This is a genomic window from Lelliottia jeotgali (assembly GCF_016771845.1).
In the GTDB taxonomy this organism is placed as follows: domain Bacteria; phylum Pseudomonadota; class Gammaproteobacteria; order Enterobacterales; family Enterobacteriaceae; genus Enterobacter; species Enterobacter jeotgali.
Window position 1 is genome coordinate 463,967 of sequence record NZ_JAENMQ010000001.1, and the last position, 26,641, is coordinate 490,607.

27 protein-coding genes and 2 pseudogenes are annotated in these 26,641 nt (G+C 51.4%); 17 read left to right on the forward strand and 12 right to left on the reverse strand.

Annotated elements, in window-relative coordinates; genetic code table 11:
• Positions 1-206: 206 nt before the first annotated feature.
• The 5 genes from JBO43_RS02220 to JBO43_RS02240 form a co-directional block, all read right to left on the reverse strand.
• Positions 207-518, reverse strand: coding sequence for a hypothetical protein (locus JBO43_RS02220; protein ID WP_202673647.1), 312 nt, complete (start codon positions 516-518; stop codon positions 207-209).
• A 2-nt stretch (positions 519-520) separates the two neighbouring features.
• The gene (locus tag JBO43_RS02225) at positions 521-1,207 is read right to left on the reverse strand and encodes a replication protein P (protein WP_202673648.1); all 687 of its coding nucleotides are present in this window, start codon (positions 1,205-1,207) and stop codon (positions 521-523) included.
• Positions 1,204-2,121, reverse strand: coding sequence for a phage replication protein O (locus JBO43_RS02230; RefSeq protein WP_202673649.1), 918 nt, complete (start codon positions 2,119-2,121; stop codon positions 1,204-1,206). Before JBO43_RS02230 ends, JBO43_RS02225 begins: the two co-directional genes overlap by 4 nt.
• A gap of 85 nt (positions 2,122-2,206) precedes the next feature.
• Positions 2,207-2,749 carry a toxin YdaT family protein gene (locus JBO43_RS02235; RefSeq protein ID WP_202673650.1) on the reverse strand — a complete coding sequence of 181 codons (543 nt, stop codon included), beginning with the start codon at positions 2,747-2,749 and terminating at the stop codon, positions 2,207-2,209.
• Positions 2,750-2,781: 32 nt separating this feature from the next.
• Complete coding sequence (locus JBO43_RS02240) at positions 2,782-3,009, reverse strand: Cro/Cl family transcriptional regulator (RefSeq protein ID WP_202673651.1); 228 nt, start codon at positions 3,007-3,009, stop codon at positions 2,782-2,784.
• A 68-nt stretch (positions 3,010-3,077) separates the two neighbouring features.
• On the opposite strand from JBO43_RS02240, the gene JBO43_RS02245 reads away from it, so the two are divergent.
• The 10 genes and pseudogenes from JBO43_RS02245 to ttcA all read left to right on the forward strand — a co-directional run bounded on the left by JBO43_RS02245 (position 3,078) and on the right by ttcA (position 12,152).
• Positions 3,078-3,800: an XRE family transcriptional regulator gene (locus JBO43_RS02245; protein WP_237729911.1), complete on the forward strand. Its 723-nt coding sequence runs from the start codon at positions 3,078-3,080 to the stop codon at positions 3,798-3,800.
• A gap of 424 nt (positions 3,801-4,224) precedes the next feature.
• Positions 4,225-4,380, forward strand: a pseudogene (locus tag JBO43_RS22905) (hypothetical protein); the annotation flags it as partial.
• The gene (locus JBO43_RS02250) at positions 4,373-4,537 is read left to right on the forward strand and encodes a YdaE family protein (RefSeq protein WP_202673653.1); all 165 of its coding nucleotides are present in this window, start codon (positions 4,373-4,375) and stop codon (positions 4,535-4,537) included. The pseudogene JBO43_RS22905 and the gene JBO43_RS02250, both read left to right, overlap by 8 nt.
• 138 nt (positions 4,538-4,675) lie before the next feature.
• Positions 4,676-7,489 carry a RecE family exodeoxyribonuclease gene (locus tag JBO43_RS02255; protein WP_202673654.1) on the forward strand — a complete coding sequence of 938 codons (2,814 nt, stop codon included), beginning with the start codon at positions 4,676-4,678 and terminating at the stop codon, positions 7,487-7,489.
• Positions 7,455-8,544 (forward strand): annotated as a pseudogene (locus tag JBO43_RS02260) (RecT family recombinase). The gene JBO43_RS02255 and the pseudogene JBO43_RS02260 overlap by 35 nt, the downstream one beginning before the upstream one ends.
• 33 nt (positions 8,545-8,577) lie before the next feature.
• A complete protein-coding gene (locus JBO43_RS02265) occupies positions 8,578-9,411 on the forward strand; it encodes a DNA adenine methylase (RefSeq protein WP_202673656.1) in 834 nt (277 codons plus the stop codon).
• Positions 9,408-9,650: a DUF4060 family protein gene (locus JBO43_RS02270; RefSeq protein ID WP_202673657.1), complete on the forward strand. Its 243-nt coding sequence runs from the start codon at positions 9,408-9,410 to the stop codon at positions 9,648-9,650. Before JBO43_RS02265 ends, JBO43_RS02270 begins: the two co-directional genes overlap by 4 nt.
• 64 nt (positions 9,651-9,714) lie before the next feature.
• Positions 9,715-9,927: an excisionase family protein gene (gene xisR, locus JBO43_RS02275; RefSeq protein WP_202673946.1), complete on the forward strand. Its 213-nt coding sequence runs from the start codon at positions 9,715-9,717 to the stop codon at positions 9,925-9,927.
• Position 9,928: 1 nt separating this feature from the next.
• Positions 9,929-11,167, forward strand: coding sequence for a site-specific integrase (locus JBO43_RS02280; protein WP_202673658.1), 1,239 nt, complete (start codon positions 9,929-9,931; stop codon positions 11,165-11,167).
• Positions 11,168-11,216: 49 nt separating this feature from the next.
• Positions 11,217-12,152, forward strand: coding sequence for a tRNA 2-thiocytidine(32) synthetase TtcA (gene ttcA / locus JBO43_RS02285; protein WP_174348376.1), 936 nt, complete (start codon positions 11,217-11,219; stop codon positions 12,150-12,152).
• A 45-nt stretch (positions 12,153-12,197) separates the two neighbouring features.
• On the opposite strand, the gene dbpA is transcribed toward ttcA, so the two are convergent.
• The 3 genes from dbpA to zntB form a co-directional block, all read right to left on the reverse strand.
• The gene (gene dbpA, locus JBO43_RS02290) at positions 12,198-13,571 is read right to left on the reverse strand and encodes an ATP-dependent RNA helicase DbpA (RefSeq protein WP_202673659.1); all 1,374 of its coding nucleotides are present in this window, start codon (positions 13,569-13,571) and stop codon (positions 12,198-12,200) included.
• Between the two features lie 57 nt (positions 13,572-13,628).
• On the reverse strand, positions 13,629-13,781 hold the full coding sequence (gene ynaL / locus JBO43_RS02295) for a proline-rich small protein YnaL (protein ID WP_103945987.1): 153 nt from the start codon (positions 13,779-13,781) through the stop codon (positions 13,629-13,631).
• A gap of 274 nt (positions 13,782-14,055) precedes the next feature.
• The gene (gene zntB, locus JBO43_RS02300; RefSeq protein ID WP_095282181.1) at positions 14,056-15,039 is read right to left on the reverse strand and encodes a zinc transporter ZntB; all 984 of its coding nucleotides are present in this window, start codon (positions 15,037-15,039) and stop codon (positions 14,056-14,058) included.
• 201 nt (positions 15,040-15,240) lie between these two features.
• On the opposite strand from zntB, the gene JBO43_RS02305 reads away from it, so the two are divergent.
• Positions 15,241-16,359, forward strand: coding sequence for a GGDEF domain-containing protein (locus JBO43_RS02305; protein WP_233210385.1), 1,119 nt, complete (start codon positions 15,241-15,243; stop codon positions 16,357-16,359).
• Positions 16,360-16,390: 31 nt separating this feature from the next.
• On the opposite strand, the gene JBO43_RS02310 is transcribed toward JBO43_RS02305, so the two are convergent.
• A complete protein-coding gene (locus JBO43_RS02310; RefSeq protein WP_237729912.1) occupies positions 16,391-17,545 on the reverse strand; it encodes a methyl-accepting chemotaxis protein in 1,155 nt (384 codons plus the stop codon).
• Between the two features lie 454 nt (positions 17,546-17,999).
• On the opposite strand from JBO43_RS02310, the gene JBO43_RS02315 reads away from it, so the two are divergent.
• From JBO43_RS02315 to JBO43_RS02325, 3 genes are all read left to right on the forward strand, one after another.
• Positions 18,000-20,129 (forward strand): putative bifunctional diguanylate cyclase/phosphodiesterase, encoded by a 2,130-nt coding sequence (locus JBO43_RS02315; RefSeq protein ID WP_095282183.1) that lies wholly within the window; start codon positions 18,000-18,002, stop codon positions 20,127-20,129.
• Between the two features lie 91 nt (positions 20,130-20,220).
• Complete coding sequence (locus JBO43_RS02320; protein ID WP_202673660.1) at positions 20,221-21,453, forward strand: GGDEF domain-containing protein; 1,233 nt, start codon at positions 20,221-20,223, stop codon at positions 21,451-21,453.
• 73 nt (positions 21,454-21,526) lie between these two features.
• Positions 21,527-21,670 (forward strand): Ecr family regulatory small membrane protein, encoded by a 144-nt coding sequence (locus JBO43_RS02325; RefSeq protein ID WP_157738401.1) that lies wholly within the window; start codon positions 21,527-21,529, stop codon positions 21,668-21,670.
• 51 nt (positions 21,671-21,721) lie between these two features.
• On the opposite strand, the gene JBO43_RS02330 is transcribed toward JBO43_RS02325, so the two are convergent.
• On the reverse strand, positions 21,722-23,338 hold the full coding sequence (locus tag JBO43_RS02330) for a peptide ABC transporter substrate-binding protein (protein ID WP_095282185.1): 1,617 nt from the start codon (positions 23,336-23,338) through the stop codon (positions 21,722-21,724).
• A 184-nt stretch (positions 23,339-23,522) separates the two neighbouring features.
• On the opposite strand from JBO43_RS02330, the gene mpaA reads away from it, so the two are divergent.
• Positions 23,523-24,236 (forward strand): murein tripeptide amidase MpaA, encoded by a 714-nt coding sequence (gene mpaA / locus JBO43_RS02335; protein ID WP_095282186.1) that lies wholly within the window; start codon positions 23,523-23,525, stop codon positions 24,234-24,236.
• On the opposite strand, the gene ycjG is transcribed toward mpaA, so the two are convergent.
• On the reverse strand, positions 24,227-25,192 hold the full coding sequence (ycjG, locus tag JBO43_RS02340) for an L-Ala-D/L-Glu epimerase (RefSeq protein WP_202673661.1): 966 nt from the start codon (positions 25,190-25,192) through the stop codon (positions 24,227-24,229). The two genes, mpaA and ycjG, sit on opposite strands and share 10 nt — an antisense overlap.
• 95 nt (positions 25,193-25,287) lie before the next feature.
• Between ycjG and tpx the strand changes: the two genes are divergently transcribed.
• Both tpx and JBO43_RS02350 read left to right on the forward strand, forming a co-directional pair.
• Positions 25,288-25,794 (forward strand): thiol peroxidase, encoded by a 507-nt coding sequence (tpx, locus tag JBO43_RS02345; RefSeq protein ID WP_095282188.1) that lies wholly within the window; start codon positions 25,288-25,290, stop codon positions 25,792-25,794.
• Between the two features lie 135 nt (positions 25,795-25,929).
• Positions 25,930-26,289, forward strand: coding sequence for a glyoxalase superfamily protein (locus JBO43_RS02350; protein ID WP_095282189.1), 360 nt, complete (start codon positions 25,930-25,932; stop codon positions 26,287-26,289).
• A gap of 104 nt (positions 26,290-26,393) precedes the next feature.
• On the opposite strand, the gene JBO43_RS02355 is transcribed toward JBO43_RS02350, so the two are convergent.
• Entirely contained in the window at positions 26,394-26,630 is a 237-nt protein-coding gene (locus tag JBO43_RS02355; RefSeq protein WP_095282190.1) for a DUF2543 family protein, read from the reverse strand.
• Positions 26,631-26,641: the final 11 nt, after the last annotated feature.

The following is a 26,641-nucleotide window of genomic DNA, read 5'->3' on the forward strand; positions in this document are numbered from 1 at the left end:
TGCGCACGGTAGAGTTCATTTGGTTAGGGCATCTACTAACTTGCTGTAAATGCTCCCTTCAATCGTAACCAATCCAATGCGTTGTAATCTGCGACATGGCCAATTTAACTTTGGTTAGCCAAACAGTTTCCTGCATCACCTACAGCAGCAGATTTCTAGTTAAACAATTGGGTTTAGGGCATATTTCATCAGGGGGTCGGAATTGCTCATACTTGTGCACTCCGAATAATTTTATGGATTTGATAGCCCTTCCAGTTCTGGCGGCATATTTCAGCGATGCCGGGTTTATGTCGCTCCGCCACTATTAGCTTGATGCCTGTCTCCCCGTCCGGTTGTAGGATGAAAATTGGACGACGAGGCCGGCCGATGTTCTTCACGGCACCAACCGCATTGAGATGCTCGAGCAATCGGCAGGCTTTCTTGCTGTTGCAACCGAGTAACTTGCAAACATGCCGCTGAGTAATCTCGCCGCTGGCCTGAATTTCATTGATGATTGTCCAGAGATTATTGCTGGCCATCGTTATACCCTCCCGGCTGATTTCAGTTGCTCGTACTGAGCCTTGAGGAGTTGGGCCGGTGTTGGCCCTTTGGATGCGACTGGAGCGGCCAGCGCCCGGCGAACAGGCGGAATCGGCTTCCTGGCAAGCACCCGCTTTTCCCACATATCCAGGATGTCGCTGGCTTCACGCTCAAGCTCTTTCTGGCTCAGTTGGCCATCAGTGCCGCGGCGACGAAGCTCAAGGCAGATGTGATAATAAACCGGCTTAGGCCAAGGATACTGCTCACTGCTCGGGTACCGAAAAACCAGCTTCCTCCACTTCCAGAATTCCGCCATTACGTCTGCGGTGGTTATTCCCAACACGCAGCGCCCTTCCCTGCACCACTTGATAAACTGGCCAGGCGACGGTAGGAATGGTCGCTCCTGGCTGCGAGCTACACGCATGCCAGCGTCAACCTGATCCATGGTGCTTATCCCGTTTTCTTTGAAAGCCAGCACCCACTGCCGGCGGATCTCGTTCACGTCCTCCTGGTTGCGATTGACCAGGCTTGCCGGGAACGCTGCCGCCAGTTGCACGAACAGGCCGTTGATAATCTGCGCCACCTGCTGCGTTTGATCGCGTTCGGTGTATTGCTCAGGCAGGTTGTTCGCCACTCGGCGTGCCTGTTCCCAGTCAAAATTGCGAATGCTCTCTGAGAGGTTTTTCATTCCAGCACTCCGTCAATCCAGTCGGTGTTATGCAGGTCGACGCCACCCGGGGATGGTTTTGCCGCTCCGGTTGTGCGCAGTCGTTTGGTGGTGAGCTGATCCCACTGCTTGCGCAGACTCGAAGGGCTCAGAATGTTGTCTTTCCAGAACTCGTCCCGGTTGGCCCACTGGAACAGGTCACAGATTTCGTAGTGAGTACGTTTGTCCTGGATACGCATCAGCCTGATGGTATTTGCCCATTCAGCCCAGTTTGGTTCGGTTAGCGAAGCGTTGACGGTGAGAAGCCTGTCGTAAATCCAGCGAGCCGCCTTGAGGTCATCAGCGGATCCCCATGATTTACCTGCCGGGGTGTATATCCCATCGGCAGCTTCTGGATGGCGAGAGAGAAACTTTTGAGTTTCCTGGTTTCGGGATTCGTCAGAATTCCGAGACGAGGATCTTTTAATACTGTTCTTGTTATAGTCTTGGGTGTCTACCGTTTCCGGGAAGGTTTTTCCCGTTTTCGGTAACACTTTTCCCGATTTCGGGAAGGGTTTTCCCGTTTTCGGTTTGTCTAAAATCCAGGCTGAAAGGTCAGTATTTATACCGACAGTTTTCATCACGCCTTGCTTATGGCTGAAGATGATTTTGCGCTCTGCGAGCGATTTCAGTGCATCAGAAACATGCGAATCACTCAGATCTGTAAGCTCGGCGATCACCGTATTCGTCACGCGGTCCTGCTTCTTGTTCCAGCCGTAGGTAAGCCAGATCACCGCTTCAAAACACTGCCATTCTCGGCCCGATAATCTCAGGCGAGGTTTAAGCTTCTGTATCTCATTGGCGACCTTCGTATACCCGTTCGACAGGTCGGCCATACGACCTCCCGGTTGTTCGATTTGAGTTGGGAAATTGATAATTTCAGCGGTATTTGACATACTTAGCTCCGCATTTGCCTAACAACTGATGCACAAGAAAGTCGGTTCTGTTCGAGCAGACCGGCTTTCGCCATTTTGGAAGCACTCACATAACCCCCAGCATAGAAGTAACCATCGCCATCAATGGTCCAATTTGCTCAGGCATAAGACTGAATAGCGACGCGATACCTTCGCTTACCTCTTTCAACTTCTGATGCTCAGGAGCGTCCAGGATGATTGCCTGTTTGGCTTCAGCCACTTCCTTCTCGGCTTTTGCCAATCTTGAAAACTTGCAGTCGGCACCAAATAAATATGTTCGATATTCGATCGGCAGCACGGCCATGATTGCTGGCGTCAGTTGGCAAACATTTTCGCGGTACTTCTCTGAGTCGAAACGGTTATCCAACCAGCGGAACAATTTCTGACGGCGAAGGCTGATGTCTCGCGAGAACTCCAGTTTTCCACCTCCCTGCCGTTCCCACTCTTCAATAATTAAACTGGCGACAACATCCTGATTGTTCATTGACGCCGACCAAGCGCGTACAGCATCTCGAACATATTCCGGTGATACGTCCACAAATGACTGATAACGGTTTATCAGTGGCCTGGTGTCAAAGGATGTATTCTGGTGATAAGTAAGTGATTGCATATTGCATTCCGTATTAGTGGCTAAGACGCCAGTCAGGCAGCTTTTGGTTTGCTGATTTCAAGAATTTGGGTAGAAGTAAAGCGACCACCTGAAACTTCAGCAATCTTTGATGCGTAAGTCGTCTCTCCGGTGTATTCAGTGCGTGGCAAGCAGCCGCTATTGATCCATTTGTAGATAGCTCGCGGAGTCCGTTCGCATGCTTCAGCGACCACAGGCACGCGAATCAACTTGATGATTTCACCAAGGCTAGTAGGTTGCATTTTCCAATCCTCAATGTGAACTTTGAGTACATATTATGCAGGAACTGATAGTTCATGCAAGAGATATTATGATTGAACCTATGGTTCAGGAAGAAAAAGCGCGAAAAGACTTTTCCCATAGGCTAGCGCTGGCCTGCGATAAAGCTGGTTTGCCGGTACATGGTCGTCAGGCTGAGATAGCCAAAAAGATGAAGTTGACACCAAAAGCCGTAAGCAAATGGTTTAACGGGGAATCAATTCCAAGACGTGGAAAGCTTCAAGAGCTTGCTGCGAGTATTGGTACAACCTCAACTTATCTGTTAGGTGATAGCGCGACAGATGGTATCTCGGAGGGACGTTTGCAGAAAACGACCGGAACATTCCGCATAGATATGCTTAATGTCTCCGTTAGTGCTGGACCTGGCGTGATCAACAGCGAGTTTGTGGAGGTGTTACGCTCCGTGGAATACTCAGTTGAGGATGCGCGTCAGATGTTCAATGGTCGTAAACAGGAGCAGATCCGTATCATCAATGTTCGTGGCGACAGCATGTCTGGCACGATAGAACCCGGAGACCTTCTGTTTGTTGATATCAGCATCCAAAACTATGATGGCGACGGCATATATGCCTTCATCTACGACGACACATCACACGTTAAACGTCTGCAAAAAATGAAAGACAAACTTCTAGTCATCTCGGACAATCAGACATATCTACCTTGGGAACCGATTGAGAAGGAAGATATGAACAAAATACTCGTGTTCGGTAAAGTTATTGGCAGCATGCCCCAAACTTATAGAAAGCATGGGTAGATCATACCAATTGAAAAAGCCGCAAACGCGGCTTTTTCATGCAGAAATTTCTTGATGTGCACTTCGGTATACCGTAGCAATCATTAATGATTCAAATTCTCTTTGGCTTTCAACGTAGCTTTTAGGCTATCGATAATGGTATTCCAGCTTATCACTTTCCTTTCCGCTATTAGTCTTGATACCTCACTACAATCTCGCCGCAACAAACGGCACTCGATCTTTTTCTAGTTTTTCAGATCCAAAAATAATCTTTCAGTTGTTTTTTTGAACTAATCAAAAAACACAGGAATAAATTACCCTAAAGTTCATATTGTTAGCCGTCATGAACTTATCGTATTATTGAAATGTACTATCAGTACTTTACAATAATGAACTTACAGTACATCATAAACTCATCGCAAAACACTAAGCGCATCAGGTGTAAACGTTCCGCTGGCCAGCGATAAGGCAAACGAGGGTGAGAATGATTGATTTCGCACGCAAACCAGGACGGCAGCAGGCCGTAAAACTGAATTTTTTCGAGTTGATTATACGCCGTTTATGCTACGTGCTGGCGCAAAAGGGGAATCCAGATGTGTAACTCAACGAAATGCGGGTACTGCAGCAAGCCGGTTGAACCGGAGGAAGTAGTCAAAAGTACCCTGCTCTATCGCAACGGCGCACAGCTGGCGCGAAAAGAAAAAGAATACTGCTCTGAACGTTGTGCTTCGTACGACCAGATGGCCCACGAAAGCTAACGTAAAAGCCGCGTAAGGCGGCCCGTACGTCCGGTGACACCGACCAAAGTTCCACCGGAAAACTACACAAAACCAAAGTTAACCCGATGGGCGCTATCTCTGGCCCGGGGATCTTACATCCAAAAAAGAGGATCTCACATGGAATTTTTCTATGTAGTCAAAGCTACGCAGAAATCTGGCAAAGACGATGCAGTGGTTTGGTTCACTGCAAAATCAGAAGCCCGAGCCAACCTGCAGCTCGATGTTGAGCTAGAAGATGCTGGAATCGAAACCGGACGCGGTAAGGATTATCAGAAGCCGATCCGTACTGACTTCCCTGTCTATGACGACCTCCCGGAAGAAAGCACCGTTGATTACACCTGGTGCAAACGCTACGAATTGGCTGATGATCTGCGCACGTGGCAACTAAACCCCGTATCAGAGTCGAAGGATAACATTCACCAGAATGTCACTGTTAAAAGCAACCACGATTGTGATTTAACAACAGCACTTTTGTCCGAAGAAGATAGTGCTCGTAAGATCGAATACGCAGACGACAACAGCGTGCATTTTCAATTGGCAACAATGCCCTTTCGTCTTCAGTTGCTCGCACAGTTTTGTGCCGAAGATCGCCACGTCTACCACATCAGTATCCCACATCGCAAAGAGCTCTCGGCTCTCGAACTGGACATGGACAATAGCTACGTGCAGAACATGCTGCTAGCTGCCGAGAATAGCCCAGAAATTAAGTCATTCGACATGCCAACCCTCTGGAAATTAGCTGCCGCGATCAAGATGGTATTTCCGCAAGACAAGCGCCATGAACTTAACCAGATTATTGAGTTCACGAAGATATGGGTACAAACAGAGTATATCGATCGCGGTATCCTCACCCGCGAACGGGCAGCCGGCAACCGCATCAGCAAGGTTCAACGCACTGATTCCGGAACAAATTCTGATGGCGGTTATATCACTGATCGCGGAATCGACGCCCATCACACCCTCGAAACGCTTGATTTAGAGATCGCATGCGCCCTGCTCCCGATGGATTTCAACCATCTCGAGATCCCCGGCAGCATTCACCGTCGCGCCAAAGAAGTCGTAGCCAAAAAAGAAGAGCCATGGAAGTCGTGGAGCGCGATTCTGCGCAACCAGCCAGGCGTTCTGGCGGTGAACCGCGCGGCTATCTTTAACGTGGTGCGTATCGCGCCGGAAAACATTCACTGTACGCCAGCAGCTCACCTTGAATTTGTGAACAAGACGATGAAGGCTGAATTTAATGCTGCGGTTGAGTTGCTGCCGCTGCCTGCGCCAGTTGTTGACCCTGATGCGCCTGTAAAACAGCCTAAGGTCGAAAATCTCGGTGGTGGCATGTTCACCATCGATGGCCTGATGAACGAAAAACAACCAGAAAAAGATGACCGTTCATCGGTTAATCAGGAGACCACCAGCAATGTGCAGATGGAAGAGGCTGAGCCAGAGAAAGTCCAAATTACTGATGCGGTATCACCAGACCAAAGCGTTGATGAAGCTGATCTACAAACAGTTACCGTAGCACCGACAGATATTCTGGCCGCAGCGGCGCCAAGCCTCGCGAGCGACACCGCATCAGAAATCACGCTGGACGCGCCGGATGTAGGCACCAAAGCGCCAGAAGCGCAGCAGGATGAACCCACTGTCGATTACCCGGCATTCTTCGAGCCAGGTCGTTATGAAGGTTTGCCGAACAACGTTTACCACGCAGCGAACGGGATCAGCAGCACGCAGGTAAAAGATTCCCGGGTGAGCCTGATGTATTTCAACGCGCGCCACGTCGCCAAAACTATCCAGCGGGCGCCGTCTAAAGTACTGGATATGGGTAACCTGGTTCATGCACTGGCGCTACAGCCTGAAAATCTCGAAGAAGAATTCAGCGTGGAGCCGGAGATCCCATTAGGTGCGTTCACGACAACGTCCACTCTGCGTGAGTTCATCGATGCGCATAATGCCAGTCTTCCACCCTTGCTGAGTGCAGACGATATCAAAGCGCTGCTGGAAGAGCACAACGCTACTCTACCCGCGCAGCTGCCGCTTGGTGCGGGCCTGGAGGAAACCGCGCAGAGCTACATGGCGCTGCCGGCTGAGTTCCAGCGCATTGAACCTGAACAGAAGCAGACTGCAGCAGCGATGAAGGCCTGTATCAAAGAATACAACAACACCCTACCTGCGCCGGTAAAAACCAGCGGTAGCCGTGATGCACTACTCGAGCAACTGGCACTGGCCAATCCCGATCTGGTTGCGCAGGAAGCACAGAAGCCTGTTCCGTTGAAAGTATCCGGTACCAAAGCCGAGATGATCCAGGCGGTGAAGTCCGTCAAACCGGACGCCGTATTCGCCGACGAACTACTCGATGCATGGCGGGATAATCCGGGGGACAAAATCCTGGTTACGCGCCAGCAACTGGTAACTGCACTGGCTATTCAATCTTCGCTGCTGGCGCACCCGACCGCAGGCATGCTGCTCCAACACCCGAGCCGTGCCGTTGAGGTGAGCTACTTCGGCTTTGACGAGGAGACCGGTCTGGAAGTTCGTGTGCGCCCTGACCTCGAGATCGACCTGGATGGCGTGCGTATCGGTGCCGATCTGAAAACTATCAGTATGTGGAACGTTAAGCAGGAAGGTCTGCGCGCCAAGCTCCATCGCGAAATCATTGAGCGCGATTACCACCTGAGCGCGGCTATGTACTGCGAAACCGCAGCGCTGGACCAGTTCTTCTGGATTTTCGTCAACAAAGACGAGAACTACCACTGGATCGCCATTATTGAGGCATCCGCAGAACTGTTGGAATTAGGCATGCTCGAGTACCGCAAAGCGATGCGCGCTATCGCCACCGGTTTCGACACTGGCGAGTGGACAGCGCCGATCACAACCGATTACACCGACGAACTCAACGACTTCGATCTGCGCCGCCTTGAAGCGCTGCGCCTGGCTTAATGGAGGATTTGACCATGCAAGATACCAACATCATCACAACTGAGCAGGCTCCAAACACCATCTCTGCCAGCAATGCAGTATTTAACGTTCAGGCGCTTGGCCAATTGACTTCGTTTGCGGAACTGATGGCTCAGTCAGCCGTGACCGTCCCTAAACACCTGGCGGGTAAACCTGCCGACTGTATGGCAATCGTTATGCAAGCCATGCAATGGGGCATGAACCCTTACGCGGTGGCACAGAAAACACACCTGGTTAATGGCGTGTTGGGCTACGAGGCTCAGTTGGTCAACGCAGTGATCTCCAGTTCCAGCGCAATAGTTGGCCGCTTCCATTACGAATATGGTGGAGACTGGGAAAAGATCGCTGGACACAAAGATGCGCGTGATGAGTCATGTCTGTTTATCCGGGTTGGCGCGGTACTCCGGGGGGAGGCTGATATCACTTGGGGCGAAAATATTTACCTGGCTGATATCACTACCCGCAACTCCCCGCTCTGGAAAACGGCACCGAAACAGCAGATCGCCTATCTAGCAGTGAAGTATTGGGCTCGCCTGTACTGCCCAGAGGTCATCCTCGGCGTTTACAGTCCCGACGAAGTCGAGCCACGCACCGAGAAAGAGATTAACCCAGCGCCACAGCGCGTAACCCTTGCTGATATCTCAGGTGACAACGTAACAACCACTCAAAGCGCGCAGGTGTCGGCTTCCAACATCGATTCTCTGGCCGATGATTTCCGGGATCGCATCGAAGCAGCTCAGGATGTCGATAGTGCGAAAGCTCTACGTGCCGACATTGAGACCGTAAAAGCAACACTGGGATCTGCCCTGTTCACCGAGCTGAAAAACAAAGCCGTGAAGCGTTACTACCTTGTGGATGCACGGAACAAAGTTGAAGCAGCCATCAACTCGTTCCCCTCTTCGTTTGAACCAGATGCAGCGGAGCGATTTGAGGAAGTGGAACGCGTGCTGGCATCGGCGAAACGTCATCTTGGCGACGAGTTGCACGATCAGTTCAGCATCACCCTTGCAGACATGAAACCGGAATACGTGGGCTAAAGGAGGCGGGAGGTCTCGCCCTCCCGAAACATAATGTTAAGACAAGATCCCGTTAAGCATCCAGCAATACGATATCACGGCGGAAAATTCCGACTGGCATCCTGGGTTATTCAACATATGCCTAAGCACCTCTGCTATGTGGAACCATTTGGAGGCGCAGCTGGCGTACTGCTGCATAAGCCTCGCAGTTACGCAGAAGTTTATAACGATATTGACGGAGAGGTAGTTAACTTGTTTCGTGTGCTGCGGAACCCCGAGCTGAACCAGCGCCTGCAAGATGCGTGCATACTTACGCCTTATTCACGCGATGAATTCTGCGCCGCGCGTGAAGTAACTGAGGAACCGATTGAACGAGCTAGGCGTATGGTCGTGCGCGCAAGCATGGGCTTCGGCTCAGCTGCCGGTATTGGTGGTAACTCCGGATTCCGTAGCGACAGTAAGCGTAAATATGCAACGGCAGCTCATCTATGGGAGCGTTATCCGGCAAATCTGGCAGCAGTATGTCAGCGTTTTCAGGGCGTCATTATTGAAAATAAAGATGCGCTGTCAGTAATGCGTGCACATGACGCAGAAACGACCCTTCACTACATCGATCCGCCGTATCTACCGGAAACTCGGGTCCAAGGTAATCGTTATTACACCCATGAAATGACAGTCGAGGGGCACGAGAAATTGCTAACAGTGTCCAGGGCGATGGCAGGAATGGTGATGATGAGCGGTTACGAAACAGAGTTGTATAACGACGTACTGACGGGCTGGAAAAAAGTTAAGAAAAAATCACGCATCAGTGCGGGGCGCGGTACAAAAATTCGAACTGAGTGCCTCTGGATTAATCCCCTAGCGCAACAAGAGGAGCGTATTGCATGAAGCTGATTAATCGAGGCAGTAAGCAATCCCCGTTAGCACGTCGGGCCTGTGATATCGCGCTGGCAAAACATACTGAACGTTACGGCGATTATGGGCGCAGCAAAATGAAAGAAACGTACACGGTAAGGGTAGAAGGCGTGAAAGTCTGGGTCGAAGTAGTGAACCGACAGAAGAGCTACGTCGCCACAGCAATGACTGGCATGCGCCGTCTTCGAGCCCTTCCCGGCCAGGTAAACTGAAAACGAAATATCAACGACACAAAGCCGGCACATTTATACTCGTGCCGGTTACCTGAGGTGAATGATGACACAGGTAGTTTTTAATGAAGAGTGGGTGCTGGCTGAAAAACTGACCGCGAAAACAGGTCTGGATACGCGCCAGATCGAAAAGTATCGCCAGGGATGTTGGATAGAAGGAATCCATTTTAAGCGTCACTCCCCCACAGGTGCACAAACCACCCGAGGGATAACCTGGTACAACTACCCAAAAATTAATCAGATGATACAGGAAGCATAGAATGGCAGACTTACCTCCGGGTGTGGAGCTTCGCGGTCAAAGCATACGCATCTGGTTCATGTTCAAAGGTAAGCGTTGCCGTGAATCACTTAAGGGGTGGAAAGTCACCCCTTCCAATATAAAAAAAGCCGGTCAGTTAAGAACAGTCATCGTTAGTGAAATTGCACTGGGTGAATTTGACTACCGCGCTCGATTTCCCGAATCAAAGCAAATAGAGGAAACAGCAGGAACAGTTCAGTTACGCTATTTTGGAGAGCTCGTAGATACCTGGCTCGCAAACCGCCGAATCGAGCTTTGTGCCAATACCTGGCGTAAAACAGCCTCTCAGTTAAATACAATACTGGCTGTAGTCGGGGCTGACACAACCATCAGAGAGATAAAGCACAACGATATCCTCCGCTATCGAACCGAACTGCTCGAAGGTCAGACGATGTATTCATTTAATGTTCGCCCCAATAAAATTGGTCGTAGTGTCCGGACGGTGGACAATTACATATCCCTTCTCTGCTCTATTCTGCGCTTTGCCCATCGGTCTGGGTTCACAACGGAAAAGCCTTATGAGGGCATAAAGAAGCTTCAGAAAAGCAAAGCCAAACCTGATCCGCTTTCCCGCGCTGAGTTTGAGAAGCTCATTTCTGCCAACCAGGGGCAAAAACGGCATCTGTGGCAGTTCGCCATTTATTCAGGGTTGAGGCATGGTGAACTGGCGGCTCTGGCCTGGGAAGATATCAATCTTGAAAATGGCACCGTGAGTGTCCAGCGTAACCTGAACGCAATTGGTATGTTTGGGCCACCCAAAACGGATGCAGGATTCAGAACCATCACACTGCTTCAGCCGGCACTCGATGCCCTGCTTGCCCAAAATAAGCTAACCGGACAATTTCCTAAAACCGAGATCACCTATCACCATCGGGAGTACGGACTGACCGAGCAACAGAATGTGCATTTCGTTTTTATGCCCCGCGAGAGGAATGGAGCCCAGAAATCGCACTACTCGCTGGGCAGTATTGGAGCTCGTTGGGACTCTGCTGTAAAACGTGCTGGCATTCGTCGCCGCAATCCGTACCATACACGGCACACTTTCGCATGCTGGTTGTTATCTGCAGGCGCTAACCCGTCTTTTATTGCCAATCAGATGGGGCACGAAAATGCGCAGATGGTGTATGAAATCTATGCTACATGGATAGAAGAAATGAATAGCGAACAGGTGGCGATGCTGAACTCGAAGCTTGCGCTTTGAAATGGTTTTGTCCCACTGGTGCCCCATTTGATAGTTGAGTAACGAATAAATGCAACAAAATCAAGAGATTAATAAGAAAGAACAATACAACCTGAATAAACTGCAAAAGCGTCTGCGCCGTAATGTCGGTGAAGCCATTGCAGACTTCAATATGATTGAAGAAGGTGACCGCATTATGGTCTGCCTGTCAGGGGGTAAAGACAGTTACACGATGCTGGAGATCCTGCGCAATCTTCAGCAAAGCGCACCGGTGAACTTTTCACTGGTGGCAGTCAATCTTGACCAGAAGCAGCCTGGCTTCCCTGAGCACATCCTGCCGGAATATCTGGAACAACAGGGTGTCGAGTATAAGATTGTCGAAGAAAATACCTACAGCATTGTTAAAGACAAAATCCCGGAAGGCAAAACTACCTGCTCTTTGTGCTCGCGCCTGCGTCGCGGTATTTTGTATCGCACCGCAACGGAATTAGGGGCTACAAAAATCGCGCTGGGCCACCACCGCGACGACATTCTGCAAACCCTGTTCCTGAACATGTTCTACGGCGGCAAAATGAAAGGGATGCCGCCGAAGCTGATGAGCGATGACGGTAAACACATCGTTATCCGTCCGCTGGCCTACTGCCGCGAAAAAGACATCGAGCGTTTTGCCGAGGCGCGTGAATACCCAATCATTCCTTGCAACCTGTGCGGCTCGCAGCCGAACCTGCAACGTCAGGTGATCGGCGACATGCTGCGTGACTGGGATAAACGCTACCCTGGCCGCATTGAAACCATGTTCAGCGCCATGCAAAACGTGGTGCCTTCGCACCTGAGCGACGTCGAGCTGTTCGATTTCAAAGGTATTAAACACGGCGGAGAAGTCGTGGACGGCGGTGATCTGGCTTTTGACCGGGAAGAGATCCCAATGCAGCCAGCAGGCTGGCAGCCGGAAGAAGACGATTCTCAGCTGGATGAAATGCGACTGAACGTCGTGGAAGTGAAGTAAAAATCTGGCGTCTCAGATACGGTATCTGAGACGCCTTTTAATGGCTTATTTCAGCAAACGCACCTTACAGGTTTTGCCTTTAATCTTTCCGCCCTGCAGCTGTTTCCACGCTTTGTTCGCCACTTTCTGACGCACAGCAACATAAACGTGCGACGGATGCACCGCGATTTTACCGATATCCGCACCGTCCAGACCAATATCACCGGTCAGCGCACCTAACACATCGCCCGGACGCATTTTGGCTTTCTTACCGCCGTCGATGCACAGAGTCGCCATTTCAGCGGCCAGTGGCGTGATGCTGATATTGCCCAGCGCTGGCATCCAGTTCAGTTTTAATTGCAGCATTTCAGATAGAATGTTAGCGCGCTGCGCCTCTTCCGGCGCACACAGGCTGATAGCCAACCCGCTGTTGCCCGCACGCGCCGTACGGCCAATACGGTGAACGTGAACTTCCGGGTCCCACGCCAGTTCGTAGTTGACCACCAGCTCCAGAGATTTGATATCCAGACCACGCGCGGCAACGTCTGTTGCCACCAGCACGCGCGCGCTACCGTTAGCGAAACGGACCAGCGTCTGATCGCGATCGCGCTGCTCCAGATCGCCATGCAGAGAAAGTGCGCTTTGCCCTGCTTCTGCCAGCGCGTCGCAAACAGCCTGACAATCTACTTTGGTATTACAAAACACCACGCAGGACGCGGGCTGATGTTTGCTCAGCAGTTTTTGCAGCAGTGGAATTTTGCCGTTTCGTGAAGTTTCGTAGAACTGCTGTTCAATAGACGGGAGTGCATCCACGGTATCGATTTCAATCGCTACCGGATTGTTCTGCACGCGACCGCTGATCACAGCGATAGCTTCAGGCCAGGTTGCAGAAAACAGCAGAGTTTGACGTGATGGAGGCGCAAAACGAATGACTTCATCAATTGCGTCGGTAAAGCCCATATCCAGCATACGGTCCGCTTCGTCCATCACCAGCGTTTGCAGGGCATCCAGCGAAACGGTGCCTTTTTGCAGGTGATCGAGCAGACGACCAGGGGTGGCGACAATAATATGCGGCGGATGCTGCAACGAATCGCGCTGTGCGCCGAACGGCTGTCCACCGCACAGCGTCAGCACTTTGGTGTTTGGCAGGAATCGCGCCAGACGGCGTAACTCGCCTGCAACCTGATCCGCCAGCTCGCGCGTCGGACACAGCACCAGCGATTGAGTCTGGAACAGGCCTGCGTCGATCTGCTGGAGCAAACCGAGGCCAAATGCAGCCGTTTTTCCACTGCCCGTTTTGGCCTGCACGCGAACGTCTTTTCCTTCCAGGATCGCCGGAAGCGCGGCAGCTTGTACAGGGGTCATCGCAAGGTATCCCAACTCGTTCAAGTTATCGAGTTGGGCGGCAGGCAGAACATTCAGCGTAGAAAAAGCGGTCACAATGTATTCTCAAAGTAAAAATCACGGTCAGTTGGCGCGTATCCTCGCAGATCTGCGCTACCGATGCGACAATTTAATCGGTTCTTCATCCGGCGGTGGGTCCGGCATAGGCTGCGGACGCGGGATCGGATCGGGGACGGGCACCGGATCAATGGGTATTGAATCAGGCACCGACATGTTTGGGTAAAGCAGTGCTAAAAGAAAGCTCATGATTCCCTCCAGTTTATCGGGGTGACCCTTTTAGGGTAGACGCTGAGGTTCTGGAGGCAAAAAAAAGCCGACTAATTTAGTCGGCGTCGTACGAATCAATTGTGCTATGCAGTAATTCAAAAAAGGAAGTAAGACAATATGGAGCGCAACGCCCATCGCTTGACGTTGCATTCACCTGCGGGAGTAATACTGCACCGAACGGGGTAGTCGTTTATTGACTTCGCTCAAACAAAATCGCGTTTTGAAGCCTGGCGACGATGAGAAAAGTGTAAATTTACAGCCATTTACTACGATGCAACCACCACGCAACACCACCTATCAGAACGACTAACATGATACAAAAAGCGGAAAAGCCAAATCGGTACGCGCCACCCGGAATCCCCCCGAGGTTAACGCCGAACAAACCGGTCAAAAACGTGCTGGGTAAAAAGACCATTGCCATTAATGACATGGTGTACGTTCTGCGCGACAGCGATTCCTGCATCACCGTCGCAATTTCATCGGTCATGACTGCCGTACGGGCAATACACGAGTCTATCTCGTCAAGGCCACGCCCTAATCGGTCAGCGATATCCTGCATCCGTCGGCGCTGATCGTCATTCATCCACGGCAAACGCTCGCTGGCCAGTCGCGCGTACACATCGCGCTGCGGGGTCATATAGCGGCGCATCACTATCAGTTGCTTACGCAGCAACGCCAGAAAACCGCGCGGCGGAATTTGCTGATCGAGCAGGTTATCTTCGAGATCGATAATTTTATCGTGCAGCTCTTCGATAAATTCACTGGCGTGATCGGTCAACGCATCACAAATATCAACCAGCCACGCGCCGCAATCGACAGGCCCGGTTCCTTCTTTCAGGTCATTGACCACGTCATCCAGCGCCAGCACCTTGCGCTGACGGGTAGAGACAATCAGGCGCTCATCCATATATAAGCGCATGGCGACTAGCTGATCCGGACGTTCGTCAGTGCTGCCATTGATACAGCGTAGCGTAATCAATGTCCCTTCGCCGAGGCGGCTGACGCGTGGTCGCAGGCTTTCGCCAGCCAGCGCATCGCGTACGCTGTTTGGCAGCAGCGGCGTAGTGGCGAGCCACTGTGCGCTGTCTGGATGCGTGTAATTCAGATGCAACCAGCAGGGATGCTCGCTGTCGATGACATCGCTATCTTCCAGCTGTCGCGCACCGCCCTTTCCGTCGAGTAACAACGTAAACACCGCGTCCGGAACGTTAACGTCCGATCCCTTAATGCCTTCCACAGCGCTTCCCCCATTTTGCAATCATCACGTCAGTCTAGCGTCCAAACCGGCTTAATCAATATCTACCGATAGCATAGCGCTGAATCTATTCATAAATTGCCGTTTTTTATACGCTAAAGCTTTACAGAAAGTTGCAAAACAGTAGAGTTACAAAAATGCTGCCATTTTGTATTTAAATGTATCTTTAACGAGTGTATGACGATGAAAAAGCCCTGTGCGGCCTTCGATGTCCGTCTCGCAGAAATGCGGACCATCGCCATTAAAACCAGCGTCACCTGGTTCCTGTGGGTAAACATGTTGTTCTCCTCCTTTATCCTTGGGCGCAACTATTTTTCCGCCTTTGAGGCCGAAGTGCTGTTCCACCACCCTGCCGCACTGCTTGAAACCATGATGGTGTTTGATCTGACGCTCTCAGCCGGTGTTTTATTCATCATGCGTATGGCTCCGCTACAAAACGCACACTGGCTCGGCGCGTTAGCAAAATGGACGGTGGTTGCCTTAAGTCTGTGCTGGGCGGGCTGTTTTTTCGTACTTATCGTCAGCGACGACGTGCGTATTATTTTCCCTTCCGCCGCCTTACTACTCTTTACCGCGCTGATTTCGCTCTACTTTGATCCCAAAGTTCTGCTGAGTTTTATTCTGCCAATCTGGCTGACCATCCTGATCACATCGCTTTTTTACCGCGACAGCCTGACGGTGATGAATGGATTGCAGTGGATATTACTGGCGGGTTTGATTGAATCCGGCAGGCGTATACTCAATCGTTGGTTCTTGCTTGCGCTGCGCCGTGAACAGGAAAACGCAGATCTGATCCAGCAGCTTGGGCTACTGGCCAATAATGACCCGCTTACCGGCATAGCGAATCGGCGTTCATTTGAAACACAAATGGACCACGCGATTTTACGCCATCAGCAGGACGGAAAAGGGTTTGGGCTGATCATGCTCGACGTCGATCACTTCAAACTTTACAACGATTATTACGGACACCAAAAAGGCGATCTGTGTTTGATGGCCATTGCCCGAGCACTGGAATCCGCTGCCCTGACTTCCAGCGCAATTGTCGGGAGGTTTGGTGGCGAGGAGTTTATATTGCTGTTACCGGATGCCGATGCTGAGTCGCTTGAGACGGCGGCGCAAAACATTGCCGCTGTGCTACAGGCTCAGAATATTCCTCATGCCGCCTCTCCCGTGAGCGACCGAGTGACGGTGAGCCAAGGGTTAGCGCTTTGGCAGCCGGGAGTGAGTGCACGTGAACTGATCGCGGGTGCGGACAAAGCGCTGTATCAGGCAAAACAGGAAGGGCGAAACCGCTATAAATAAAAAAGCCTGGCGAACCAGGCTTTTTATCTTATCAGAACGAGTGTTCCGCATGACGGGGATAAGCGCCGTGCTCATGTTGCACGGCATCCTGCCAGTCAGGTTGCGACCCACCTTCCAGTCTGAAATTTCGGGTGCGCGTCTGAAGCTCAATCACCTGATTTTTCAGCACGTCGGACGAGCCAGACAATTCATCGACCATTGCGACGTTACTCTGCGTCACACGTTCCAGCTCAGAGAGCGCCTGTGTAATCTGGGTGATACCCTTTTCCTGCTCTGCCGTGGTGGCAGAAATCTCATCCATCAGCTTGCTGACATGCCCAGAACCGTTGACGATTTCGTGCATGTTTTTTTCTGCCTCAGACACCACGGTTACGCCCTGAGTGACGTTATTGCTGGTCACGTCGATCAGTGACTTAATACTTTTCGCCGCTTCCGCGCTGCGATGAGCCAGATTACGCACTTCACCCGCCACCACCGAGAAGCCTTTACCGTGATCGCCCGCTCTTGCCGCTTCGACCGCCGCATTCAGCGCCAGAATGTTAGTCTGGAAGGCAATGCCGTCAATCAGCGAAATAATTTCTGTCATTTGCTGCGCGCATTCCGTAATCGACTGCATATTGTTAGCAACCTGCCCCATCAGCTCACCGCCTTTGCGTGCCTGCACCGTCGCGAGATTCGCGCGTTCGCTGGCCAGTCGGGTGTTGTCTGCGTTGTTGCGGGTGCTTGCCGCCATTTGCTCCATGCTTGCAGCGGTCTGAATGAGTGAGGCCGATTGTTGCTCTGTTTTGACCGATAGCTGAGCGCTACGAGAAGAGAGTTGTTCAGAAAGGGTCATGGCAGTTTGCGATGAGGCGCGTATTTCACGAACCAGAGTCGCAATGTTACTCGATAAGCTGTTGATCCCCGGAATGAGGCGGCCTGCACAGTTATTACCAAACTCAGGAATGGAGACGGCAAGATTGCCCGACGTCACTTCTTCAATACTTTTTTTCACGGTATTGATCGGCGTCACAAGATATTTTGTCATGTAGGACCACAGCAACAAGACCGCAAGCACATTAATAATATTTACTGCGATAAAAAGCGATGTACTTTTCGATAAAGCCCAAATCAAACCATCAATCACTAAAAGCACGACCAGCAGAAAATAAATAATAAATGTCCTTACGCTAATATTTCTAAGCATAATTTATCCCATACCACAAGTCGGAGGAGGTATAATGGTTATAGCATTCGCCATTTCTTTTTCCACCACATTTTAAGTGGCATTTATCATTCACCTTTGGATCTTAATAATTTAACTTAAGTTGGAGCTTTTGCTCATCCCACACCTGAAAAGCAGTCATACCCTCTATTATGACCTTATTTATTTTGTGACAACAATCGTTAGCCAACCAATAATTAAATATCACCCCCCAGTTTATTAAGAGTTAATGTTGCTGGTGATTAAAATCATGTAGCGCCGCTTAAGTAATTAATGAGAGAATATATCCGGCGCGCAATTCTATCAGTAAAAAATAACGCGTTTGTTGTTGATTTTTGATAAGCAACTAATCTTGGAATTAGTTAGAGTAAGCCACGGCGGTGATGAGTCACGCACCGGATGAACTCAATAACGACTTTTAGAGTGGGATTGCATAATGCTCGATGTGTCCTGGGACCCCGTACTCATCGCCATCTCATTCCTGGTGGCCTTTATCGCTTCATTTGTAGCGTTAGACAGTGCTGGCAAAATTTCAGGCGCCAGCCGCAAGGCTGCAATCTGGTGGCGTATGGCCGGAGGTGCAACGCTTGGGATTGGCATCTGGTCAATGCACTTCATCGGTATGCTGTCGATGAAAATGCCCATGCCCATGAGCTATCAGTTCTGGCTCACCGCCGGATCGCTTGGCATCGCCATTCTTGCAGCGACCAGTGCCATCAATATTGCAGTGCCCGGTAACTCCCTTTCGTTTATGCGCTGGCTTTTTTCTACACTAATCCTCAGCACTGGCGTTGTCGCGATGCACTACACCGGGATGGCGGCGTTAATGTTACACGAGGAAATCAGCTGGAATATGACCATCGTGTCGCTTTCAGTGGTGATTGCTATCGTGGCTTCCGGCGCTGCCATCTGGCTCGCCTTCCACTTACGCCACAGACATAAAGGCGTGTTTATCAACCGCGTGGCAGCCGCCCTGGTGATGGGGCTGGCCATTTGCGCGATGCACTACACCGGGATGAGTGCGGCGAGCTTTCAGCATGAAGCCCACACGATGTCCGGCGGCGTAAGCGAGTTGGGACTGTCCATTTGGGTCTCCGCCACCACCCTTGCGCTGCTCGGTATCATGCTCATTATTTCCCTTGTGGATTCTCATTTTCGCACTCATCGCCTGACGGAGAATCTACGCCAGCTCAATAAACAGCTTGAGCTTAAAGCGCGTTTTGACGCCCTCACTGGGCTTGCCAATCGACACCAAATGGATCTGAGCCTGCAGGATTGCCTGCACACTTCACTGCTCAATAAAAAGCAGTTTGCGGTGATGTTTCTGGATATTGACCACTTCAAACTGATCAACGACGCGTGGGGACATCAGATGGGCGATGAACTGTTGATCAGCGTCGCCCAGCGCATCACCGCCAAACTGTCGCAAGGGATGACTCTCGCCCGGCTTGGCGGCGATGAGTTTATCCTGCTGCTGCCCGACAGCGATGACGACAAAATATCGTCCCTTTCAATGACCTTGCTCGATGAGATCCGTCGGCCTTTCGCGATTGGCGGGCACGCGCTCAACATCACTCTGAGCCTTGGCGTGAGCCTCTATCCGCAGCACGGTGAAACGCTCCACGAACTGAAATTTAAAGCCGATGCAGCGATGTATCACATTAAGCAAGAGGGGCGAAATGGTTGGGCAATCTACCGTCCGGAGATGTCGAAAAGTATTTCAGCGGAACCGTCCTTCCTGCAGGATTTAACTCAGGCGCTGGAACGCGAGCAGTTTGAACTCTGGTATCAACCCACCTATCTCGCCGAATTAAAAGAGATCCACGGTTTTGAAGCGCTGCTGCGCTGGCACCATCCGGAACAGGGTGTTCTGCTGCCGAATGTGTTTCTACCGTCCCTGGAAAAAACCGGCTTAATCATTCCTGTCGGTGTATGGGCGATTGAACAGGCGTGCCGGCAATTGCGCTTCTGGACGGAACAAGGATTTAGCCAGTGGACGCTGTCATTTAATTTGTCCCCTATTCAGTTTGAGCAACAGGATATATTCGAGGTCATTTCCGGCACCATGCAAAAATACAACCTCGAACCATCACGTTTGATTCTGGAAGTGACAGAAAGCACTGCGCTAAAAAACCTGGAGCGCAGCATTGAATTGTTAGATACATTTAACCATGCCGGGTTTACGGTCTCTATCGATGACTTTGGCACCGGATACTCTAACCTGTTGATGCTCAATGTGCTTCCGGCGAAAGAGCTGAAAATAGATAAAAGCTTTATTGATAGCATGCTCGAAAACGATAAAAGCAAAAAAATCGTCGAAACGATTATTCACGTTGCACGCACTATGGATATGGTCGTCGTCGCCGAAGGCATTGAAACCGAAGAGCAGCAACTGATGCTGGCAAGCCTGGGCTGTGATTATTTACAGGGCTATTATTTCTCTCGCCCGCTCCCGGCGGAACAAGTTCCGTGGCTGGTATTACAAAATAAATCTGACAAACAAATTATACCAATCGGTAAAAATCAAATAGAACCGGCGCTTAATTCACAAAAAAACCATGCCTGATGTGCTGAAGTAGAGTATGTTTTTGTTACGCCCGCGTGGGTATATTGCGTCGTAAACATCAGGCAGGTCTGCCGATGAATGGGAAGAATCTATGTCGCCACACAGCTTTGATGCGCTGAATTTCATCAAAACACCGGTATGGTTAGTTTCACCCGTTTCTGAACACCTTATTTTCGCCAATATTGCGGCGACTGACATGATGCGTAATAAAACGCTCAACGATATGCGTATGGGGGTTTATTCCGCCAGTGCGCAGCTACAGCTGGCAATGTATGTTCCGGATCTTAAATCTGAACTCGACATCGTTGAGATCTGGACGGTGTGGCGAAATGGCCAGGAAACGACGCTGAGCTGCCAGCTTTCCCTCGCGCACCATGAAACTGCGGGGGACGTTATTGTCTTTGAAGGCATCGTATCGCAGGCGTCCTCTGGGCTTAAAGCCAGCCGCTCCGCGAACTACCAGCGTAAAAAACAGGGCTTCTATGCCCGCTTCTTCCTGACCAACAGCGCGCCCATGCTGTTAATCGATCCTGCCCGTGACGGGCAAATCGTTGACGCCAATCTGGCGGCACTGAATTTTTACGGCTACAGCCACGATGATATGTGCTGTAAACACACCTGGGAAATTAATACCTTAGGGCGCGATATTTTACCGATCATGACCGAGATCGCGCGTTTGCCCGGCGGACATAAGCCGCTTAATTTCGTTCACCGACTGGCCGACGGGTCTACTCGCCACGTACAAACTTACGCGGGTCCGATTGAAATCTACGGTGATAAGCTGATGCTGTGCATCGTTCACGATATCACTGAGCAAAAACGGCTGGAGCAAGAGCTGGAGCACGCGGCATTGCGTGATTCCATGACCGGCCTGCTCAATCGTCGGCAGTTTTATCTCATCACCGAACAAACCAATCCCTCTCATTTGCCCGCCCAGCAGCAATTCAGTTTATTGCTGGTCGATACGGATCATTTCAAAAGTATCAATGACGTATTTGGTCACTCAAAAGGCGATGAAGTCTTGATCTCATTGTCACGTATGCTCGAAGCGTGTAGCCGTAAAGATGATTTTGTTTTCCGCTGGGGCGGAGAAGAATTTGTGATCCTGCTTCCGCGCACCTCACTTGAGGCGGCGATGCAGGTGGCTGAAACCATCCGCGCAGAAGTGGCACGCATTGCGATCCCCGGCCTGCCTCGTTTTACAGTCAGTATCGGCGTCGCACGGCATAATCCTGACGAGAGCATCGACGACCTGTTTAAACGTGTCGATGACGCCTTATACCGTGCCAAAAACAATGGCCGCAATAAAGTGCTTGCCGCCTGAAACTGGCGAAATGATTAAGGCCCCGTTACAATGCCCACTCTAATAAACGGATTTCAGGTGGGTAACTTTTGCTATGGGGAAAACAGAAGTCATACTCATCTTAATTATTTTATGCGTTATTATATCGGGGCTATGGTTTATTTTTAGCGGGGAGATGTGGCATCTGGTGGGGTTCCTGGAAAGCAGTCTTTACCCGTCGATAAACGCCCCTGAATGATGCACGAATTAAGACTTTAAGGCCCGTCACTGACGGGCCTTATTGTTGGTGTTAATGTTTCTCGATATACATCGTCCGGCTGTATGCCACATCTTCTGCGTTATTAATCGGATACCCTTTTACCCACGGCTTAATCAGGCGACCGTTGGTATATTGATAAATTGGCGCGATAGGCGCTTTTTCCGCAAGGATCTTCTCCGCGGCATTGTAATCGGCATTACGCGCTTTTGCCGTGGTTTCCAGCGACGCCTGATTAATAATCTTGTCGTATGCCGGATCGTTAAAGCGCGAAATATTACCGCTGTGCGTCGAGGTCAGCAGGGACAGGAACGTTGACGGCTCGTTGTAATCACCGACCCAGGATGCGCGAATCACATCGAAATTGCCGGTATTACGGCTATCAATGTAGGTTTTCCACTCCTGGTTCTGCAGCTTCACGTCCACGCCGAGGTTTTTCTTCCACATCGACGCCACCGCAATGGCGATTTTCTGGTGGTTTTCAGATGTGTTGTACAGCAGCGTCAGTTTTAGCGGACGCTGCGGGCCATATCCGGCGGCCTGCAACAGCATTTTGGCCTGCGCATTGAGCTCCGCCTGCGGCATCTGCTCGAACGGCGAGGTTTCTGGCGTAAAGCCTGCCGTTACATCCGGAGTAAAATGCCACGCCGGTTTTTCGCCGGTCCCCAGCACTTTCTCGGCCATAATCCGGCGATCGATAGTCATACTCAGCGCCAGACGCACGCGCTGGTCAGCCGTTGGGCCTTTCTGGGTGTTAAACGCGTAGTAATAGGTGCCCAACTGCGGCGGCGTATACACCTGTCCCGGAATATCTTTGAGCAGCTTCTGATAGAGATTTTTTGGGAAGGATTCGGTGATATCAATATCCCCCGCCAGATAGCGCTTGGTGGCCGATGACTCCTGATTGATCGGGATAAAAGTAACTTTTTTCAGCACGGTTTTGGCGTTATCCCAGTACGAGGTATTCGGCTCAACCACCAGCTTTTCATTCACCACACGATCGGTCAGGACGTAAGCGCCGTTGCCGACCAGTGCGCCAGGACGGGTCCACTCTTTGCCACTCTCGACGTTGGCTTTTTGTACCGGGTAAAACGCAAAACTGGCCGTCAGATTGGCAAACCACGGCAGCGGTTTATCGAGCTGCACGCGCAGGGTTTTCGCATCAACAGCAGTAATACCAAGCTGGTTGGGCTGCGCTTTACCGTCGATAATATTTTGGGCGTTCGTTATTCCCGCCAGCGCTGCGAACCAGGCAAAAGGCGAAGTGGTTTTCGGGTCAACCAGACGCTGCCAGCTGTAGACGAAATCCTGCGCCGTCACCGGCGTACCATCAGACCACTTGGCATTATCGCGCAGGGTAAACGTCCAGGTGCGATTGTCGTTGCTCTGCCATTTGGTGGCGACACCAGGGATCAACTCGCCCTTTTCGTTCTGATTGACCAGGCCTTCGAACAAATCACGGATCACCTGGATTTCCGGCAAACCGACGGCTTTCGCCGGGTCTAGCGATGCCGGTTCGTCCTTAATATGGCGAACCAGTTCCTGTTTTTGCGCAAGAGTGGTTCCCTGAGGAATATCAGCAGCATAAGAAACAGAAGAGAGTCCGCACAGCCACAGCGCAGTACAGAGCAGCGAAACAGGATGCTTCATGAGATCCCCTTTGAAAGAGTGGGTAACAAGCAGATGCGTAATTATTTGTTTCAAAACAGAGAAATGCAAATATCTTCGCGCGGAAAGTTGAGATCGGGCCAGTTTATCGCAGCGTTGAAACTATTTGATTAACCGCGTGTTTTACACAACACTGGCTATAAAGAACTCGCTATCAGGATTTCGTATGTCACTTACCCGCCCAAGAACGGAACGTGGCGCTTTTCCGCCCGGAACAGAACACTATGGCCGCTCATTTTTAGGCGCTCCGCTGATCTGGTTTCCTGCCCCGCAGGCCGACCGCCACAGCGGGCTTATCATTGCGGGCACGCACGGAGATGAAAACTCCTCCATCGTTACCCTTTCCTGCGCCCTGCGCACGCTGGCGCCGGACCTGCGCCGTCATCACGTGGTGTTAACCGTGAACCCGGACGGCTGTCAGCTTGGGCTGCGCGCCAACGCGCGCGGCGTCGATCTCAACCGCAACTTCCCGGCGGCTAACTGGCGCGCGGGAGAAACCGTCTATCGCTGGAACAGCGCTGCAGACGAGCGTGATGTGGTGTTGCTCACCGGAGAAAAACCGGGCTCGGAGCCTGAAACACAGGGGCTGTGTCAGCTGATCCACCATCTTAAACCGGCGTGGGTGGTGTCGTTTCACGATCCGCTGGCCTGCATTGAAGATCCACGCCACACGGAATTAGGCGAATGGCTGGCGGATGCCTTTGCTCTGCCGCTGGTCACGAGTGTCGGATACGAAACGCCAGGCTCCTTTGGTAGCTGGTGCGCCGACCTCGGCCTGCACTGTATCACCGCCGAGTTCCCGCCCGTTTCATCGGATGAAGCGAGCGAGAAATACCTGAAAGCCATGACCGGGCTACTGCGCTGGCACTCTCAGAGGTGAAGCGTACCGGTGGTAAAATTCAGCGCGGGTGATACGTCGACCGCAAGCCAGGTTGGCCCGTCCAGATCGGCGAAACTCACTTGATCTGTTAACGGCAACGCAGCGCTGATGGCTCTTGAAGTGCAAAGCATACACCCGAGCATCAGCGCAAATCCCTCTGCACGGGCCTGCTTCGCCAGCGCCAGCGCTTCGGTCAGTCCACCGGTTTTATCGAGCTTAATATTCACCATTTCATAGCGCCCTTTCAGACCCGCCAGGCTCTCGCGTGTATGGCAGCTTTCGTCTGCGCAGATGGGCAGCGGATGAATGAAGTTTTCCAGCGCGGCATCTTCCGCTGACGGTAGCGGTTGTTCGAGCATCGCCACGTTTAAATCCGCCAGCAGCTGACAGCGTGCAGCCAGCCCTTCACTCTTCCAGGATTCGTTGGCATCGACAATCAGCGTCGCATCAGGCACCGCGCCGCGAATTGCCACCATCCGCTCGCTGATCAGATGATCGTCAAGCTTCACTTTCAACAGACGCGCCCCGGATTCATACAACGCTTTGGCACTGGCGGCCATTTGCGACGGTTCACCGATAACGACGGTTTGCGCCGTGACAATGGTTTGCGGTAACGCCACGCCGAGCGACTCAGAGATGGTGTGATTCAGGCGATGGGCATCGAGCGACCATAACGCGCAGTCGACGGCATTTCGTGCCGCCCCCGCCGGTAACGCCTGTTGCAGCGCTTCGCGGGTCATTCCCTTTTCCAGCTCAGGAACGATGGTCATGATCTGCGCCATCACCGAAGCCAGGCTTTCGCCGTAGCGCGGATACGGGGTGCATTCGCCCGCGCCTTTTATGCCGTCTTCTTCAATTTCCACCACCACTACGCAGGCTTCGCTGCGGCTGCCGCGAGAGATCACAAACGGCGTATGCAATGGCCATGCTTCTTCATAGACCTTGACGGTTCTCATCACTCGCTCCTGTAGGGCAAAATAGGTTTGCCGTGTTATCCGCTGTTGTCATACACTAACCACGACGTTAACTATATGTAAACAGGAAGATATCTATGTCACAACTCGTTCATTTCCAGGGCAACCCGGTTTCTGTTGCAGGTTCCATTCCGCAGGCAGGCAGCAAAGCGCAGGCTTTTACCCTCGTGGCAAAAGATCTGTCTGATGTAACGCTGGCTCAGTTCGCCGGTAAACGCAAAGTGCTGAACATTTTCCCGAGCATCGACACCGGCGTTTGCGCGGCATCCGTGCGTAAATTCAACCAGCTGGCCACCGAAGTGGATAACACTGTAGTACTGTGCATTTCCGCTGACCTGCCGTTCGCCCAGTCTCGTTTCTGCGGTGCAGAAGGCCTGAGCAACGTTATCACGCTTTCTACCCTGCGTAGCCCAGATTTCCTCGAAAACTACGGTGTGGGTATCGCCGAAGGTCCACTGAAAGGCCTGGCCGCACGTGCGGTACTGGTGATTGATGAAAACGACGCTGTTATCTTCAGCGAACTGGTGAACGAAATCACCAACGAGCCAGATTACACCGCCGCGCTGGACGTGCTGAAAGCGTAAGAGAATTGCCCGGTGGCACTTCGTTTGCGCGGGCCTACGGGTTTTGTAGGCCGGGTAAGCGCAGCGCACCCGGCGATGAAAGCTCCGCAATGCGGAGCTTTCTTTTTCCCAGTCCCGGAGCGAACAGGAGTAAAAATGATCTCTTTTGAAAAAAGCATTCCCATTTTTCGCATGTTCGACGAACGAAAGGCACGCGAATTTTATCTGGGTTTTCTCGGGTTCAGCGTCGAGTTCGAACACCGCTTTGAACCTGATCTGCCCCTGTATATGGGCATCAGCCGCAACGGCCTGCAGATACATCTCTCAGAACATCATGGCGACGCCTGCCCTGGCGCGACGCTGTTCGTTCCTGTGCACAATATTGAATTATTAAGGGATGAACTGAAGCAAAAGCATTATGGCTATGGGCGGCCAGATATCGTGCAGCAGGACTGGGGGAAAATCCTGGAGGTGTGCGATCCGTTTGGGAACAGGATTCGGTTTTGCGAAGAATAAACAAGATGGCCGCTGCTAATATAGCGCGAACCAAATGCCCTTCGGGTCGCGTATAAACAGTCAGCGGACATCGCACTCAATACGGTTGTATCAGACTCACCCCATCACCACGTATTCAAAAACTCCGCAATCTCATCAATACGCGTTGCATCGATACCGGCCTCTTTCGCCATTTCACTCTGCGCTTCCTCGCTGATCTCCTCGTTACCCATCAAGCGCGTGATCAGCGACTGGAAATAATAGGCCACTGCGTCGCGTTCGGCTTCGCTCACTGGCTTTGCGGATTCCTTCGAATATTCATCCGCGATGTCATAAAACTTTAAAGGGATTTCGTTGCTCATACTTTTTCTCT